The following is a 16,244-nucleotide window of genomic DNA, read 5'->3' on the forward strand; positions in this document are numbered from 1 at the left end:
GGCCGTGCGTCCCGTCCGCCGGGATGACCAGTGGCATATGGTGTGGTCGCCGGCCTGTCGTATCTCTTGCGGGGCCCCGACCCCGGTGTTACGCTCATCGCAATTCGCGCGGGCTCGGCCGATTGGAGCCAAAGACGGCGCGGTATCCCGAAGAAGATGCCTTTGACCTGCGCACATAGGAGTGCTCAGCGTTCACTCGGAATTCAAGAATTGAGGGGAACCAAAACCGGCTCGGGAACGTCAAACATAGCAAAAGCACAACTGCTCACGACGACAGGAAAGAGGGGCGAGGGCCTTGGCGAAAATGCAACCGGCGGAGGTGCGTCGGATCGGCTCGGAGCTGCAGGGCGACGGGAACCAGGTCGGACGGATCGAGACCGACGTCATCACGGCGGGGAATCTGCTGGTCTCGGCCCTGAGCGGCACTCCGGCCGCCTCGTCCGCGCAGGGGTTCGCCACGGGAACGGCGCAACTCGGCGAGTCGATGAACAAGTATCACGACTACCTCGTCGCGTTCGGGCAGTCGTTGATCAGCGCAGCGGCTTCCTACGAGAAGATCGATGAGCACCACGGCCGCGCGTTCGCCTCGGTCGAGAACAAGATCGACCAGGCCGACGCGCCGTTCCGCGGTTTCCAGGGCTGACGGGCAGAGGACGAAGGGAAGGGAAGCATCGCTATGACTGCTGCATCGACGGGACAAGGCGCGTCGACGGGGAAAGAGCTCATTCAGAGCGCCGTCGTGGCACAGGGGCTGCAAGCTATCGACCAGGTCCGCGCCGCCGCGGCCGCGCTGAACTCCGTGGGAGTCCCTTTACAAGTGAGCGCCTCCGGGGCCGAGCTGCAACGCCGGTACGACCAGTGGGGCGAATTGAGCCTGCAGCGGCTCGGCGGGGCCTCGGAGCTGTTGAACAACGTCCGGACGAGCCTCGAGCAGGCTCGCGCGCACGCGGATTCGACGGCGGGGCAGTTGAGCGCCGCGTGGCCGGACACTGCGGGGCAGGCGGCGTACGCGAACTACCAGGCGGCGGCGGCTCGAGCGAACACCGATTTCAGGAAGGTCGGACAGTTCTCCCGCGCGCTCGACCAGTACCAGGAGTCGGTCGTCAAGATGCTGACCGATCTGCGGGAGCAAGCCGAGGGCCTGAGCTCCAATCTGCTCGGCAGCCTCGGCCAGTACCGGACGACGGACTCGATCGTCCAAGCCGTGCAGCAGATCCAGAGCGCGATGAACCAGCGGCCTGCGGCTCCGAACGCGCAGAGCCTCGTTGACGCGTTGCGCCAGCAATTGAAGAGCCAGGTGGCCGTGCCGACCGAGTTCGCGGCGACGATGTTCCAACGGCTGCTCTCGATGATCGAGCAGCAGGCTTCGTCGTCGACCGAGCTTTTGGCGAGCACGCTCCGCGATGTCAACGTGGATCCGTACAAGGTTCCCGAGTTCCCGATCACGTGCGAGCCGGACCGGCCGGACGACTGCGGCTGCGAGGGCAAGGAACAACAGGACCAGACCGCTGCGTCGGGCGAATCGGCGGCTGCGGCCTCAGCGGCGGACCAGGCAGGAGACCAGGCGGCGGCTGCCGCTGCGACAGCCGCTCCTGCTGCTGCGGGGACTCCGGCCGCGGCCACCGCTCCGGCGGCGGGCGGCGGCGCTCCCTCGGGCGGCGGCACCGGCGGCGGTTCTTCGGGCAAGGGCGGAAGCTCTGACGACAGCGCGGACGGCGGCGGCGCGGGCGACGGGGCCTCGGGCGGCGACAGCGGCGGCTCCGCGCCGGACATGGGCTTCCTCGGCGACATCGCAGGCGCGATCGGCGACACGATCAGCGGCCTCGCCGGCGCGGCCGGCCAGCTCGGCTCGGGCCTCGCCGGCGCGGCTGGTTCCGGGCTCGGAGCCATTGGCGACGCGCTCTCGGGCACTGATTTCTCCGGTTTCACGAAAGACGGCGGAACCGACGCGGCGAAGAGCGCCGACGAGGCGGCGGACGAGGACGCGTCGCTCGACGGGGCTGCGGATCTTTACGACGACGGCTCGGCGGACGTCGGGGCCGACCTCGACGGCGACGGGATCCCCGACTCCGATGTTGCGCTCGACGGCTCGGCGGCCGCTCCCGACGGCTCGGTCTCTCTGTCGCCGGAGGGCTCGGCGACCGCTCCGGAAGGCGCGGTGATCGCGCAGCCGGGCGGTGGCGGAGGCCTGTACGCGGCAGGCGGCGGCGGGCAGGCCGATCCGGTTGTCGTTCCGGCGAGGCAGGGCGACCACGGCGAGTTCGAGGTCGAGTCGAACGAGCTGCAGGTGCCGATCGTCCAGGAGGACTCGGCTCCTGCGCCGCAGGTGTGCGCGGTGCCCGCGACAACGCCGATTTCCGTCGCGCCGAGCGCGATTCCGAGTTTCTGAGCCGAGGCCATGGACCCTGTCGAGCAGCTCTACCACCTTCAGCGAGAGAGCCAGAAACAGACGCAGCAGCTGCAGCGAGAGACGAACGCGGGCTTCGAGTACCTGCGCAAGAGCGCGGAGAGCAGTAGCCGCAGGGTCCAGCAAAGCCTCAGTTCGACGGGGCCGCAGTCTGCGCGCTCGGCGGATCGGGGCTGGGGCGCGAGCACTCGGAATATCGGGAACAGTGCGGCTGCGCACGAGGTCAAAAGCGCGGAAGAGACTGTTCCGGCAGAACTGCCCTCGGAATTGCGGAACATCCTGATCCGCAACCAGCAGATGGAGGCGCGTTGGCAGCGCGAGTTCGCCGCCCGTCTCCGGAGCGCGGGGGAGGCGCGGCCGGGGGCCTCGTCGGCCCGGTCCTCGGATCCGAGGCAGCAAGCCGAGCAGCAGCGGATCGCGCAGCAGGCTCAGCTGGCTGCGCAGAACAGGGCCGAGCAGCAACGCGCCGCCGAACTCGCCCGGCAGGCCGCAGCGCTGAGGACGGGCGCGCAGCAGCCCGGCGCGCGGGCGAAAGGCCGAGGCTGGGGCGACAGCACCCGGCGGATCGGCTCGGGGTACGGGGACGAGTAGCGCTACCCGAGCAGCGCCCGGACCGCGCTGACCGGGTTGCGCTCGATCGCCGACGCGTCGAGCGGGGCGACGCCGGGCAGCTCCGCTTCGGGATTCGCGAACGCGGCGTAGTCCTTGTCCTTCGCCAAAACCGCGAGGAGCCAGCCGGTGAGCAGCGCGTGCACGCCGTTGCGGCCAGCGGCCAAGTCGAACTCGAACCATCCGCGCGGACCGAGCCGCTCCGGCAGCCGCTGCGGCTCGAACGCCGGTATCGCGCGCAGCGCCGCCTCGCCGCCCCAGGCGAGCGCGAGTTCGGTGGCGTTCGAGGTCAACGACAACTCTTCCGCCACCGTGGCGAGGATCAAGCCGGGGGCGGGGATCTCCTCCGCGGCCTGGGCAACGACGGCCGTGGTTTTGCTCGGCCAGAGCGCGGCGACGCCTGCCAGGCCTGGCTCTTTCGCCGCCGCGAGCACGGCGGCCGAAGCCCCGAAGCCATGCCCGACGAGCCCGATCCGCTCCGGGTTCGTCTGGACCCGGCCCGCGCCGAACGTCGCGGTGCGCAGAATCTCCAGCGTCCGGGCGAGTTCGGCGGCGAACTCCTTGTCGCTCGCGAAGAAGCCCCGGCCCGTGCTCGGAGCCGCGACGACGAACCCCCACGAGGCGAGGTGGCGCAGCGTCCGCTGGTAGCGGCGCGGATGCGTCACCCAGTCGTGCGCGAACACCACGGCGGGGGCGTTCGACCCGCTGGCAGGGGAGAACACGAGCCCAGGAGTCCCCGCCGAGCCGAGATCGCCGCGCACGACCCGATTCGGCCCGGTGCGGGTGAGCCGGGGGATCAGGGCTTTCGGGTTCTTCGCCATGGACGTATCCTAGCGCGGATGACGAATCCGCACGCGCGACGATCTGAGCGGGCCCGGCGCGCGAAGTTCGAGAAGACGACCACCTGGGCGATTTGGACGTTGCTGCTCGTCGGGGGCACAGCGGCGGGCGTGTTCAGCTTGGTCATCGGGATCATTGACGCGATCCTCGTCATTGTGGGAGCCTCCACCGGCCAGAACGTCGACGGCTGGTCGAAGCTGGTGTGGTATTTCATCGCAGGAGCCCTGCTCGTGGCGTTGCCGTGGCCGATCCTCGCGGTTGTCGTCGTCGGACTGCGCCAACAGCGGCGGGTCTGGCCCTGGCCCGCCGTCGCGTTGGTCGTCGCGGTGGAGATCTCCCTCGGGCTCGGGCACATGTACGGCCATTTCTGAGCGAGCGCCCGTTCTGCCCCGCACGTCGTTCGAGATTTGCCGCCAATTCACCTACCCTAGACGGCATGTGCGGCATCATCGGCTACGTCGGCCACCGGCAAGCGGCTCCAGTCCTGATGGAGGCGTTGCGCAGAATGGAGTACCGGGGGTACGACAGCGCGGGGATCGCCGTGGTCGCCGAGGACCGCCAACTGGTCACGGCGAAGAAGGCAGGGCGCATCGCGAACCTGGAGGCCGTGCTCGACGGCGGCCCTGCGTTCCTCGGCCACCTCGGCATGGGGCACACCCGCTGGGCGACCCACGGGCGCCCCACCGACCGCAACGCGCACCCCCACCTCGACTCGACCGGCCGAGTCGCGGTCGTGCACAACGGGATCATCGAGAACCACTTGAAGCTGCGCTCCGAGCTGGAAGCAGACGGGATCGAGTTCGCGAGCGACACCGACAGCGAGGTCGCCGTCCACCTCGTCGCCCGCGCGGTGGCAGACGGGCCGACGAAGGGGGATCTGTTCGCGAGCGTCCAAGCGGTCGCCGCGCGGCTGCACGGCGCGTTCACACTGGTCTTCACCCACGCCGACCATCCGGGGACGATTGTCGCCGCCCGGCGCTCCACCCCGCTCATCCTCGGCGTCGGGGAGGGCGAGATGTTCCTCGCCTCCGACGTCGCGGCGTTCATCGAGCACACCCGCGAGGCGGTCGAGCTGGGCCAGGACGAGGTTGTCGCGATCACCCGTGACGGCTACGCCATCAGCTCCTTCGACGGCGAGGAGCGCGCGGGCAAGCCGTTCCACATCGACTGGGACCTCGCGGCGGCGGAAAAAGGCGGCTACGAGCACTTCATGCTCAAAGAGATCGCCGAGCAGCCGGACGCGGTGGCCGACACCCTCCTTGGCCATTTCGACGGGGGCCGGGTCGTGCTCGACGAGCAGCGCTTCACCGATCAGGATCTGCGCGAGGTGGACAAGGTCTTCGTGGTGGCCTGCGGCTCCGCGTACCTCTCGGGTCTGATCGCCAAATACGCCATCGAGCATTGGACCAGGCTGCCGGTGGAGGTGGAGCTGGCGAGCGAGTTCCGCTACCGCGACCCGGTGCTGGACTCCGCCACCCTCGTCCTTGCGATTTCGCAGTCCGGGGAGACCCTCGACACCCTCGAAGCCGTCCGCCACGCCAAGGAGCAGGGCGCGAAGGTCCTCGCCATCTGCAACACCAACGGCGCGCAGATCCCCCGCGAGGCGGACGGGGTGCTGTACACGCACGCCGGGCCGGAGATCGCCGTCGCGTCCACCAAAGGCTTCATCACCCAGGTCACCGCGAACTACCTGGTCGGCCTCGCCCTCGCCCAGGCTCGGGGCATGAAATACCCGGACGAGGTGGCGCGCGAGATCGCCGAGCTCGAAGCCATCCCCGAGCTGCTGCGCCACGTGCTCGCCCAGATGGACCCGGTGCGCAAGCTCGCCACCGAGCTGTCCGGGGCTTCGACCATCCTCTTCCTCGGCCGCCACGTCGGCTACCCGGTGGCGCTCGAGGGCGCCCTCAAGCTCAAAGAACTCGCGTACATGCACGCCGAAGGCTTCGCGGCTGGCGAGCTGAAGCACGGCCCCATCGCGCTGGTCGAGGAGGGCGTGCCCGTGGTGGTCGTCGCCCCGCCCGCGAAATCCATGCTGCACGCCAAAGTGCTCAGCAACATCCGCGAGATCCAGGCCCGAGGCGCGCGCACCATCGTCATCGCGGAGGAGGGCGACGACGCGGCGGCGCCGCACGCGGACTACCTCTTCACCGTCCCCGCCGTGTCGACCCTCTGGCAGCCGCTCTTGACCATCGTCCCGCTGCAGGTTTTCGCCGCGCAGGTCGCCATCGCCAGGGGCTTGGACGTGGACAAGCCGCGCAACCTCGCCAAGTCCGTCACGGTGGAGTAGGGCTGAGCTTCTACGAAAGATCCTGACGGAGGATCGTGTCGAGGGCGGGCCAGAAGTCGACGGCCTTGAACATGCCTTGGTACCAGTCCCATCCTTGGCCTTCGCGGTTCGAGACGTCGAGGCAGAGCCCGCCGCCACAGCCGTCCCCGGCCACTTCGACGAGGTGGCTGACATGCGGATTGTCCTCGGACGGCGACCAGAACTCGTAGTCGTCGGGTTCGCCGTGTTCGCTGGGGAAAACGAAGCTGTCGGCCTCATGCAGGCCCAGCCCGCCCAGGTCGACGTGGAAGCCGTTGTGCAGTGCCAGGAAGAAGCTCTGGAGCTCTGCCGGCAGGTTCGGCCAGCATGCGGGGACGGCGCCTGCGGCGGCGGGGAGCGGCCCGAACCTGGTGAGCACCGCTGACGGGTCGTCGGGGTCGGCCAGCGCGTAGAGCAGCAACAGATCGTCGGGCTTGCCCTCGAGCCGGGCCCTGCGCGCGAGGAACACGCCGGTCCCGTCGCGCTCGATCTGGGCAAGGAACTGCGGCAAGCGCGCGCCGACGACCGGCCGCCAGTGCTCCAGCGCGATAGCCACCGCGTCACGTCCTGCGGCCGCGTTCGCCTCGATCCACCATGCGGGAGCCTCGCTCGGGGCTTCGTCGGCGGCGAGCACGCGAATCCTGCCGCTGATTTTGCTTTGCACGAACGCCCGGTCGTCGTCTTCTTGTGTCATCCCCCATGCCTTTCCAAGCTCGCGACCAGCGCTCGCAGCGCCGCTCGGTCCACTTTACGAGAACGGCCCGACACGGGGGTCTTGTCGATGACGATGACCTCGTCGGGCAGCGCGTCCCGGTCGATGAGGCCGGGAAGGGCGCGGCGGACGCGGGCGGCGAGGTCGGGGGGCGCTCGGTCTGCCGGGACGAGGGCGAGCACGACGCGCTCGTCCCCGATCTGGTCGGGCACGCCGACGAGCCAGCCCTCGCGCACGCCGTCGAGCGAGTTGATCGCGGGTTCGTAGAGTCCGGGGTAGATGTTCGTCTTGCCCCGAATGATCATGTCTTTCTTCCGCCCGATGAGCGTCAGGCGGTCCCCGTCCAGCCTGGCTAGATCCCCTGTGGCGAGTTCGGCGAGCGGCTTGTGGCCGAGGTAGCTGCGGCAGAGGCCCGGACCGGACAACCACAGCTCGTCGTCCTTGGCGATCCGCGCGGACACTCCGGGCACGAGGTCGAACGCCGTCCCGTCCGAGCCGAAGCCGACGGGCAGCATCTCGGTCATCCCGTACACGACGAGGGGCGCCGCGCCGGGCCACGCCTTCGCCGCTTGCGCAAGGAGCGTCGGGGTTGCCACGGCCCCGCCGAGCAGGAGGCAGCGCAGCTTCGACGGCGCGTCGGCGCGGGCGGCGAGGACGGCGGGCAGGTCGGCGGGGGTGACGAAGGTGTGCGTGGCGGCAGAATGGGCAGCGCCGTCGAGCAGCCGGGCGAATTTCTGAGGGTTTGTGCGCGCGGCGGCCCTAGGCCGGGGGATGGTCCACAGCGCGCCGGAGATGAGCGCGGGCAGCCCGACCATGAGCTGGTCGGTGACCACATGCGCGCCGGGGCCGAGGCCCGCCCGCGCTGTGAAGTGCGAGAGTCCCCAGCCGAGCGTGCCCCTGGTGTGCACGACCATCTTCGGGTCTGCGGTCGTGCCGGAGGTCGGCACGATCAGCGCCTCGGCCTCCGGGGCGGGCGCGAAGGCGAACCGCTCGGGGACCGGCTCGAGCAGCGAGCGCAGCGGCGTGGAGGAACGAGGCACGCCGGGCAGCCGCCGCCCGGCGTGGATGTGCCGCACCGGCAGATCGGAGAACCGGGGCAGCACAAGGCATTTGCGGCGGGCGTAGGCGCGCAGCGGGCCGGGGGCGCTCGCGGTGTAGAGCAGCGATTCCATCGCGGCGAAGGACGGCGCGATGCGCTCCGCCCTGCGGCGGAAGAGGTCGGGCCCCATGCCGGGGTCGATGAAGGCGACCGACCCGCCCGCCGCGATGGCTCCGAGCAGGAAGGCCAGCATGTCGGCTCCGGGTCGGACGGAGAAGAGCATCCGCTGGCCAGGGCCGAACCCCAGGCCGCGCAGCCGGGTCGCCGCCGCGCCGATCCGGGCGGAGAAGGTCCGGTAGTCGAGGGCGCCTGAGCCCGAGTCCGCGAGGGCGGGCGCGTCGGGCGAAGCCTCGGCCCGTGCGAAAAGCGCGGCGACGAAATCGCGCGAGGTCATCGGATGTCCACAATCGGCGGGCGGTAACGGTGGTCCGCGTACCAGGCCAGCGTCTTGCGCAGCCCCCACGCCTTGACCCGGCGCTGCGAGCAGAGCACCCGCACGTCGCGCCGGCGTCCGTACGCGGTTGTGATGGTGCGCACCGCGTTCACCAGCGCCCGGTCCTCGTGCAGGTCCTCGATCTTCGAGCGGGGGAAGCCGCCCGCCTCGAGATAGAGGTCGGCGGTGATCGCCATGTTGCAGCCTGGGGTCATCATGTACGGGCCGAGGTAGCCCGGCCCCCGATTGCCCGGGCGGATCTTGCCGAACAGGCCCGCGACCTCGATGGCGAGGCTGGTCACGGACCGGTCCAGCCATGAGACGCCCTCGTCCTTGCGGGGGATCATCTGCCCGCTGACCAGCCCGAGCCCCGAGTCGAAGGCGGCGGCGACCCGCTCGGTCCAGTCCGGGGCCGGGACGCAGTCCGCGTCGGTGCGGGCGAGCCGCGTCGCGCCTTGCGCGATGGCGTGGCGCATACCCGTGTCGGCGGCGGCCCCGGTGCCCTTCTGCGGCTCGTGGACGAGATCGACCCGCAGGCCGGGATGCGCGGCGGCGAACTCGCGGACGATGGCTGCGGTGCGGTCGGTGGAGGCGTTGTCCACCACGGCCAGCGCGAAACCTGGACCTCGCTGGGCGGCGAGGGCGGCGAGCAGGCCGGGGATCCAGCGCTCCTCGTTGAAGGCGGGGACGACGACCCACAGGTCCCGGGCGGCCGCGCTCATCGCCGCCCCGCCAGGATCCGCTCCAGCCCGCCCTGCTCGCGCACCCAGCCCTGGAACCGCTCTAGCCCGGCCTCCAGGTCTACGTCCGGACGAAAGCCCAGGTCGCGCCTGGCCGCCGAGATGTCGTACACCGCAGAGCGGGTCAAGAGCGCCAGCGCGTAGCGGGAGAGCGGCGGCTCGAAGTGCCGGGAGATGGCGTGGACGCGCCAGAGCACGTCCACGGCGGCGACGACCGCGTTCAGCACCGGCGGGGGACGCGTTTGGTCGGCGGCGGCAGCTCGAACAGCGCGGCGGCCTCGCGGATCATCGCCCACAGATCGACCGGCTCCGCGTCGGTGATGAAGTAGGCTTTCCCCGCCGCCCGCTCCGCCGTGAGCGCGAGCCGCGCCGCCTGGGCGATGTGGTCGACGTAGCACATGGACTCCAACACCGGCTTGCCCCGGTCGAGATCAGGCAGCCTGCCGTCCCGCATTTTCCCGAGGATCCGCATGACCGGACCGGTGCGGTCGCCCGGCCCCCAGACCGCCCGTGGCCGTAGCGAGCAGGTGCGGAACTCGGGCGTGTTGGCCGCGAGCACCAGTTGTTCCGCCACGGCTTTGGTCTCGGAGTACACGTCGAAGAAGCGCTTCGGGTAGGGCGCGGACTCGTCCACGCCGAGCTGATCGCCGCCGTCGGGGTCGAGCGTCGCGCTCGGGCTGCCGATGAACACGAAGACGCGGCAACCTGCTTCTCGCGAGGTGTTGAGGAGCCGCCGTGTGCCACGCACGTTGGTGTCCCAGTAGACGGCCTTGTCCCCGGACTCGCCGAGCAGGGCCGCGGAGTGGACGACGGCCTCCGCGCCCGCGCAGGCCCGCCACAACGGGGCGGAGCCGGTGAGATCTCCCAGGACCGGCTCGACCCCGTCCGGCAACTTCGCGTCCGGTCTGCGGACAAGCGCGCGGACCTGGTGCCCGTGCTCTGCGAGGTCGGCGACGACGCGGCCGCCGACATGGCCGGTCGCTCCGGTGACGAGCACTTTCACGGGCGCTCCCGCCGCTCGGCGCGCCACCAGGTGGCCCCGAAGACGAAGGTCAGCAGGGCGGTCCGGGCGCGCGGCACCCCCAGCGGCTCCAGCGCCCGGATCGCGGCGGGGATCTGCGCCGCGTGCGCGCCGACGCTGAGCGCGCCGTCGATCCAGAAGAGCGCTCGGGCCAGCGGCGACCTCGGCGGGCGGATGAGCCCGTAGCCGAGATAGGCCCAGCCCGCGAGCGGGACCGCGCGGGCCGCGAGCACCATAGCGCGGCTCACCCTTCCCCCTCGGGGAGCAGGTAGCCGATCGCGGCGGCGGTCGGGCCGCCGCCGGCCGCGACGAACAGGAGGTGCCGCGCCCCGTCGAGCAAGCCCGCCTCGCGCGCTTGGTGGTAGGCGAGCGGGACGGCGGAGGTGTGCGGGTCGGCCTCGGCGCGGGCGGTCACGACCGCGGCGGCGGGCACGCCGAGGGCTTCGGCGAGCGATCCGGCGAACTCGGCCGTCGGACGGGAGCTGACCACCAGCGTCCTGTCGAGGTCGAGCCCATCGGCGGCGATCACGGCGCGGGCGGCCCGGACGGCGAGGGGCGCAAGCCTGGCGGCGAGGTCGGCGGGACGGTCCACGGTGATGACCGCGCGTCCGCCCGCCCCGGCCTCGTAGGGCTTGAGATAGCCCTCCGGCGGCGCGGCCCCGTTGTCCGAGGCGGTCTGCAAGGCTCCGAAGCCCGCCGGTCCGGGAGTCTGCTGGAGCAGCAGCGCCGCCCCGACGGTCGCGAACGGGAAGCCGTCCTGAGCAGCGGGGTCGAGGGAGGGGTGCGCGTCGCCCGAGACGATCACGACGTGCCGCGCGCTGCCGGTGGCGAGCAGGGCTTGGGCCACCTGCACCGCGTTGAGCGCCCCGACCGCGCCGTTCATCAGGTCGAAGGAGAACGCGGGGACCGCGCCGGTCGCGTATTCGAGCCCGATGCCCGCTTTCTTCTGGATGAGCGCCGCCATGGCAGGCTCCACCATGTTCGAATCCCGGTACACGCCGGTGTTGATGAGCGCGCCGACCGCCTCCGGGGCCAGACCGGCCGCCGCGATGGCCGCCGCGACGGCCCGGCTGCCCCGTTCGAGCGAACTGAGCGTGTCCGGGTCGGCGTTCGCCGCGCTGGACCGGATGACGACTCCCATGACGGACTCCCTTCTGTCGGCTAGGCCGCGACGTCGCCGACGGTCAGGCAGAGATACCCGGCGACGACCCCGGAGGCGGCGGGCACCAGGAGCACCTTGGAACCCGGCGCGACGACGCCGCGCTTCATATGCTCGTGCAAGACCAGGAAGTTCGCGGTGGACGCGGTGTTGCCGTATTCCTCAAGGACGGTGAGGCTCTCGGGCATCTCGGCCCCGAACTCCTTGGCGGCGAGCTGGTTGATGTACGTGATCGCCGGGCCGGAGAACTGGTGGTGGATGATGAAATCGTACCGCTCGGCGGCGAAGTCGCTGCCCCGCGCGGCGAGGAAGTCGCGTTGGCGCGTCGTCCAGAGCTTGTAGCGCTCCGCGTTGTGCATCGCCCGGTTGTCGGTGTACAGCGCGATGCCGGCGTTCTTGTCGCTCGGCATGCCGATGCACAGCTCCGCGAACTCGGCGCAGGTCATGATGTCCACGTAGTCGATCCCGTCGGGCGCGTCGTCGGCGGCGGCTTCGAGGATCACCGCGACGGCGCTGTCCCCGACGGTGAGCGAGGCGAACTGCGGGTCGTATTTGTGCGAGATCTCCTTGAGGGCGGTCTCGCAGATCGCGGTGATGTACTCGCCGGAGACGACCATGCCGCGCCTTGCCGCGCCGCTGCGGATGAGCCGGTCCAGGACCATGACCCCGGTGAACATGCCCGCGCAGGCGTTAGAGACGTCGAAGTGCACAGCCCCGGTCGCGCCGAGGTCGTTCTTCAGCGCCAATGCGAAGGACGGCTCGAACGTGAGGTATTCCCCGTCCCGGCCTCGGGCGATGGAGCAGGAGATGATCATGTCCAGATCCGCCGCGCCGTGGCGGGATTTCGCGAGCACGTCCCGTGCGGCGAGGGTCGCGAGCCGGTAGGAGTCCTCGAAGTCCGCCGGGTCCGAGCTGTGCACCCGCCGACGCTGGACGCCGCTGATCCTTGCGAGGTCGATGGGGTCGGCACAGGCGAGCTGGCTCAGCAGCTCCTCGGTGGAGACGGAGGCGCTTGGCAGGTAGGAGCCGATCGATTCGAGCCGCGACTTCATGATCGGATCCTCCTCTTCCCGACTGATCGTAACATGGGCCACATCCCGCGATTTCGCCAGGTAGAGTGGGGATCGATGCCTTATTACTACCCAGCGGCGCTGGTGAAACAGACTGATGAGTCACTGATCGAGGAGCTGGCTCCCGGAGTCCCGATGCGCCGCGCCGCTTACGGCCTGGCGCAAGTGGTCCTTGGCGAGCTGCGGGATCATTTCGGGGGCGTGGTCGGCCGGAAAGTCTGGCTGGTCGTCGGAACCGGGGACAACGGCGGAGACGCGCTCTGGGCCGGGGCGTTCCTCAAGCGCCGGGGCGTGGACGTGCAGGTGTTGCTGCTCAGCCCGGAGCGGGCGCACGCCGAGGGCCTGGCCGCGTTCCGCCGAGCGGGTGGGAAGTTCGTCGACGATGTGCCAAAGGCGGGTTTGCCCTGGGAGAGAGATCGGGAACGGGGCATCGTGGTGGACGGAGTGGTCGGGTTGTCTGGGCGGGGGCCGCTCCGCGACAAAGCCGCTGAGATCTTCAGCAGGCCAGTGCCTGTGCAGCATCGGATCGTCGCGGTGGATCTTCCGAGCGGCGTGGACCCGGACACCGGCGCGGTGGACGGCCCTGCCGTCACTGCGGACGTGACTGTGGCTATGGGCGTGTTCAAGCAGGTCCACGCCTTGAACCCGGAACGTTGCGGACGGTTGGAGCTGGTGGATATCGGCTACGGGGAAACCGATCTCGGCCATCTGGGCGTGCTCTACGAGCCGGGCGGGTTCGAGGCGTTGTCCGAGGAGCAAATCGCGAACTTCCTGCCTGTGCCAGGGCCGGACGACGACAAGTACACCCAGGGCGTGGTCGGCGTCGTCGCGGGATCGCCCACGTACCCAGGAGCCGGGGCGCTGTGCGCCGCGGGCGCGCTGGCGATGACCTCCGGCATGGTCCGCGTCGTGGGTCCGGCGGCGAAAACGCTGGTTGCGGTCCATCCCGAGCTGGTGGTGAGCGAGGATTTCGAGTCGACCGGGCGGGTAAACGCCTGGGTGATCGGCCCCGGCGCGGACGAGTCCGTCAAAGAACTCCTGCTCCAGGTGCTCGCCACCGATCTGCCGGTGGTCGCCGACGCGAGCGCCTTGCGCCTGGTCCCCGACGCGATCAAAGGCCGCGCGGCCCCCACGCTGATCACCCCGCACGACCGGGAGTTCGAGGCGTTCGCGGGCCGCCCGGTCGGCGCGGACCGGGTGGCGGCAGCGCTGGAATTGGCGGTGGAGTGCCATGTGACAGTGCTGCTCAAAGGCCATGTCACGATCATCGCGGAACCGAGCCGAAGGGTTCTGGTGAACATCGCCCAGGGGTCTTGGGCCGCCACAGCGGGCTCGGGGGATGTGCTTTCCGGCATGATCGGCGCGTTGCTCGCGACGGGAGCGCCGGGTCCGTGCTCTGTGCGTTCAGCGGGCTCGGGCCACGTCGTCATCCGTGCCCCTGCGACCTCCGATTACGCCGCGCCCCTCGCCGCTGCCATCCACAGCCGCGCAGCCGACCTCGCCGCAGGCGGGGAGAGGGGCGCGCCGATCACCGCGAGCAGGCTTGCGGCGCACATCCCCGAAGCCATCCGCGCGGTGCGGAGCATGTCGCGCTGAATTGCGCGGTATGTTCGAATCATGGTTTCGGCTCCGGCGGTGCAGGCGACGGTGGATCACAGCGCGCTCGCGCACAATGTCCGGCTGCTGATCCAAGCGTCGGCCCCCGCCAAGGTCATCGCGGTGCTCAAGGCGAACGCCTACGGCCACGGCGCGGTTCCGGTTGCGCGGACCGTGCTTGCGGCCGGCGCGGCGCAGATCGGCGTCGCGACCCTCGACGAGGCTTTCGAGCTGCGCGCGGGCGGGATCGAGGCCCCGATCATCGCCTGGCTGCACGCTTTCGACCCGAGCGAGGCAGTGGCCGTGTTCGCGGAGGCGGTCGCCCTCGGCATCGAGCTCGGCGTCTCCACCTCGACGCAACTGCGCGCTGTGGCCGAGGCGGCCATGCGGGCCGATGAGCCCGCCGTCGTCGCGGTGAAGGTGGACACCGGGCTGAACCGAGGCGGCTTCGCGCGCGAGGATTGGCGCAAAGCGTTCGCCGACCTCGCGAACGCGGAAGCCGCGGGAGCGGTCCGGGTGCGGGCGGTGTTCAGCCATCTCGCCAACGCCGACCGGCCCGAGTACCGCACCAACGCGGAGCAGGCGAGCGGTCTGCGGGACGCGGTGGCGCTGGCCCGGAAGGCGGGCCTGAGCCCCCAGCTCGTGCATTTGGCCAACTCGCCCGCCGTGCTCACCCGGCCCAGGGCGCTGGTGGACGGAGTGCCCGCGTTCAACGCGACCCGGCCCGGCGTGGCGGTGTACGGGCTCTCGCCGATCGCGGGCCGGGATTTCGGGCTCATCCCGGCGATGACGCTGACGGCGCGGGTCGGGCTGGTCAAACGCATCCAAGCGGGCGACGGGGTCTCCTACGGGCACGACTTCGTCGCCCCGACGGACACGACGCTGGCTCTGTTGCCCATCGGCTACGCCGACGGGCTGCCGCGCTCGCTCGCGGGGAAATTCGAGGTCGTGATCGGCGGCAGGCGCTATCCGGGCGTTGGCAGGGTCTGCATGGACCAGGTGCTCGTTGACCTCGGCCCCGGCCGGCCGAGGGTGCGGGAGGGCGATATCGCCACCCTCTTCGGGTCGGGGAAGGACGGCGAGCAGACAGTGGACGACTGGGCGAAAGCGGCGGGCACCATCAACTACGAGATCGTCACGCAGATTCGGGGCCGCGTGCGGCTGCAGCACATCAATGTCTGAGCCCGAGATGTCGGAGCGGACCCTTGCCGCTCCGGACGAGACCCGGAGCCTTGGGCGAGAGCTGGCCGCGCAGCTGCGGGCCGGCGATGTGGTGGTGCTGGTCGGCCCGATGGGCGCGGGGAAGACGACGCTGACCCGAGGGCTCGCCGAAGCGCTCGGCGTCCAGGGCCGGGTGCAGTCCCCGAGCTTCGTCATCGTGCACACCCATCCCGCCGCCGACGGCGGCCTCGCGCTCGCGCATGTGGACGCGCAGCGCCTTGGCGATCACGCCGAATTCGAGGCGTTGGAGCTGGAGGACGCGCTTGCGGCGGGGGTGGTCGTGGTCGAATGGGGCGAGGGGCACGTCGAAGGGCTCGGGACGCGCACGCTCACGGTGCGGATCGAGCCGGACTGGGCGAGCGATGTGCGCCGGGTCAGCTGGGAGTGGGCCGGCTGATCGGGTGACGTTGTCGGCCACCGCTCCTACACTCGGAACATGACGGAATTCATGGCGCGGTACGAGCGGCAGGGCGACTTGTTGACCGTGGAGGAATGGGAGGCGCTGGGCGAGACGGAATGCCGGGCGGAGCTGGTGGCCGGGTTGGTCGTGGAGGAAGAGCCTGCGACTTGGAACCACAACAACGGGCAGGACAACCTCAAAGCGTCTCTCCAGGCGCAGTTGTCCCGTGAGCAGTGGGCGGTGGGTCGAGACCAGGGTGTTTATCTGCGACGTGAGTTCCCTCCCACAGACCGTGTGCCGGACCTCGTGGTTATTCCGCGCGCGGTGTACGACGGCGCGAAGCACAGCGTGGAGAAGACCGATGTCGTGCTGGTGGTGGAATTTCTCTCACAAGGAGGCCGGAGGCGGGATCTGGTCGTCAAACGAGCCGAATACGCCGAGGCGGGCATCCCGCATTACTGGATCATCGACCTGGAGGCGGCCGATCCGGCCACGCGGTTCCTCGCCCTCGAACTCGGCTCCGACGGGCAGTACCACGAGCAGGAAGGGGTCTTCGACGGTGAGCGCGTCGCTGTGACGGAACCGTTCGAAGTCTCCTTCGCCATCGCGGATTTGATGGAAGACTAAGCAGC

The 16,244-nt window shown here is 70.3% G+C and carries 18 protein-coding genes; 9 read left to right on the forward strand and 9 right to left on the reverse strand.

The genetic code is table 11. The annotated features are described in order from the left end of the window. The first annotated feature begins 304 nt into the window (after nt 1–304). The 3 genes from HMPREF9336_RS04795 to HMPREF9336_RS04805 are packed head-to-tail and all read left to right on the forward strand — an operon-like array spanning nt 305 to nt 2,998. Nucleotides 305–643 carry a hypothetical protein gene (locus HMPREF9336_RS04795; protein WP_021030117.1) on the forward strand — a complete coding sequence of 113 codons (339 nt, stop codon included), beginning with the start codon at nt 305–307 and terminating at the stop codon, nt 641–643. 33 nt (nt 644–676) lie between these two features. Continuing rightward, nucleotides 677–2,389 (forward strand): hypothetical protein, encoded by a 1,713-nt coding sequence (locus tag HMPREF9336_RS04800; RefSeq protein WP_021030118.1) that lies wholly within the window; start codon nt 677–679, stop codon nt 2,387–2,389. 9 nt (nt 2,390–2,398) lie between these two features. Next, nucleotides 2,399–2,998, forward strand: a complete 600-nt coding sequence (locus HMPREF9336_RS04805; protein ID WP_007469557.1) for a hypothetical protein — start codon at nt 2,399–2,401, stop codon at nt 2,996–2,998. A 2-nt stretch (nt 2,999–3,000) separates the two neighbouring features. Here the strand turns inward: HMPREF9336_RS04805 and HMPREF9336_RS04810 are convergent, their stop codons facing one another. Next, nucleotides 3,001–3,837: a dienelactone hydrolase family protein gene (locus tag HMPREF9336_RS04810; protein ID WP_007469559.1), complete on the reverse strand. Its 837-nt coding sequence runs from the start codon at nt 3,835–3,837 to the stop codon at nt 3,001–3,003. An 18-nt stretch (nt 3,838–3,855) separates the two neighbouring features. Here HMPREF9336_RS04810 and HMPREF9336_RS04815 point away from each other — a divergent pair, with 18 nt between their 5' ends. Together HMPREF9336_RS04815 and glmS are read left to right on the forward strand one after the other, a co-directional pair. Then, nucleotides 3,856–4,227, forward strand: coding sequence for a hypothetical protein (locus HMPREF9336_RS04815; RefSeq protein ID WP_021030119.1), 372 nt, complete (start codon nt 3,856–3,858; stop codon nt 4,225–4,227). 65 nt (nt 4,228–4,292) lie between these two features. Next, nucleotides 4,293–6,143, forward strand: coding sequence for a glutamine--fructose-6-phosphate transaminase (isomerizing) (glmS, locus tag HMPREF9336_RS04820; protein ID WP_007469563.1), 1,851 nt, complete (start codon nt 4,293–4,295; stop codon nt 6,141–6,143). A 10-nt stretch (nt 6,144–6,153) separates the two neighbouring features. Here glmS and HMPREF9336_RS04825 read toward each other — a convergent pair whose 3' ends face one another. From HMPREF9336_RS04825 to HMPREF9336_RS04855, 8 genes are read right to left on the reverse strand one after another with little or no spacing between them, the layout of a single operon-like run. Then, the gene (locus HMPREF9336_RS04825; protein WP_007469565.1) at nt 6,154–6,855 is read right to left on the reverse strand and encodes a hypothetical protein; all 702 of its coding nucleotides are present in this window, start codon (nt 6,853–6,855) and stop codon (nt 6,154–6,156) included. Next, nucleotides 6,852–8,366: a class I adenylate-forming enzyme family protein gene (locus HMPREF9336_RS04830; RefSeq protein ID WP_021030120.1), complete on the reverse strand. Its 1,515-nt coding sequence runs from the start codon at nt 8,364–8,366 to the stop codon at nt 6,852–6,854. The genes HMPREF9336_RS04825 and HMPREF9336_RS04830 overlap by 4 nt, the downstream gene beginning before the upstream one ends. Beyond that, nucleotides 8,363–9,127, reverse strand: a complete 765-nt coding sequence (locus HMPREF9336_RS04835) for a glycosyltransferase family 2 protein (RefSeq protein ID WP_007469567.1) — start codon at nt 9,125–9,127, stop codon at nt 8,363–8,365. The genes HMPREF9336_RS04830 and HMPREF9336_RS04835 overlap by 4 nt, the downstream gene beginning before the upstream one ends. Beyond that, nucleotides 9,124–9,372 carry a hypothetical protein gene (locus HMPREF9336_RS18880; protein WP_007469569.1) on the reverse strand — a complete coding sequence of 83 codons (249 nt, stop codon included), beginning with the start codon at nt 9,370–9,372 and terminating at the stop codon, nt 9,124–9,126. Before HMPREF9336_RS18880 ends, HMPREF9336_RS04835 begins: the two co-directional genes overlap by 4 nt. After that, complete coding sequence (locus tag HMPREF9336_RS04840; protein WP_021030121.1) at nt 9,366–10,148, reverse strand: NAD-dependent epimerase/dehydratase family protein; 783 nt, start codon at nt 10,146–10,148, stop codon at nt 9,366–9,368. The genes HMPREF9336_RS18880 and HMPREF9336_RS04840 overlap by 7 nt, the downstream gene beginning before the upstream one ends. After that, entirely contained in the window at nt 10,145–10,414 is a 270-nt protein-coding gene (locus tag HMPREF9336_RS04845) for a hypothetical protein (RefSeq protein WP_244431590.1), read from the reverse strand. The genes HMPREF9336_RS04840 and HMPREF9336_RS04845 overlap by 4 nt, the downstream gene beginning before the upstream one ends. Continuing rightward, nucleotides 10,411–11,307, reverse strand: a complete 897-nt coding sequence (locus tag HMPREF9336_RS04850) for a beta-ketoacyl-[acyl-carrier-protein] synthase family protein (protein WP_021030123.1) — start codon at nt 11,305–11,307, stop codon at nt 10,411–10,413. The genes HMPREF9336_RS04845 and HMPREF9336_RS04850 overlap by 4 nt, the downstream gene beginning before the upstream one ends. A gap of 20 nt (nt 11,308–11,327) precedes the next feature. Continuing rightward, entirely contained in the window at nt 11,328–12,377 is a 1,050-nt protein-coding gene (locus tag HMPREF9336_RS04855) for a 3-oxoacyl-ACP synthase III family protein (RefSeq protein WP_021030124.1), read from the reverse strand. A gap of 75 nt (nt 12,378–12,452) precedes the next feature. Here HMPREF9336_RS04855 and HMPREF9336_RS04860 point away from each other — a divergent pair, with 75 nt between their 5' ends. The 4 genes from HMPREF9336_RS04860 to HMPREF9336_RS04875 are packed head-to-tail and all read left to right on the forward strand — an operon-like array spanning nt 12,453 to nt 16,239. After that, the gene (locus HMPREF9336_RS04860; protein WP_007469577.1) at nt 12,453–13,991 is read left to right on the forward strand and encodes a bifunctional ADP-dependent NAD(P)H-hydrate dehydratase/NAD(P)H-hydrate epimerase; all 1,539 of its coding nucleotides are present in this window, start codon (nt 12,453–12,455) and stop codon (nt 13,989–13,991) included. Between the two features lie 21 nt (nt 13,992–14,012). Beyond that, a complete protein-coding gene (gene alr / locus HMPREF9336_RS04865; RefSeq protein WP_007469579.1) occupies nt 14,013–15,173 on the forward strand; it encodes an alanine racemase in 1,161 nt (386 codons plus the stop codon). After that, a complete protein-coding gene (gene tsaE / locus HMPREF9336_RS04870; RefSeq protein ID WP_007469581.1) occupies nt 15,166–15,609 on the forward strand; it encodes a tRNA (adenosine(37)-N6)-threonylcarbamoyltransferase complex ATPase subunit type 1 TsaE in 444 nt (147 codons plus the stop codon). The genes alr and tsaE overlap by 8 nt, the downstream gene beginning before the upstream one ends. A gap of 39 nt (nt 15,610–15,648) precedes the next feature. Beyond that, complete coding sequence (locus HMPREF9336_RS04875; RefSeq protein WP_021030126.1) at nt 15,649–16,239, forward strand: Uma2 family endonuclease; 591 nt, start codon at nt 15,649–15,651, stop codon at nt 16,237–16,239. Nucleotides 16,240–16,244: the final 5 nt, after the last annotated feature.

This window comes from Segniliparus rugosus ATCC BAA-974 (assembly GCF_000185725.2).
Taxonomy (GTDB): Bacteria; Actinomycetota; Actinomycetes; order Mycobacteriales; family Mycobacteriaceae; genus Segniliparus; species Segniliparus rugosus.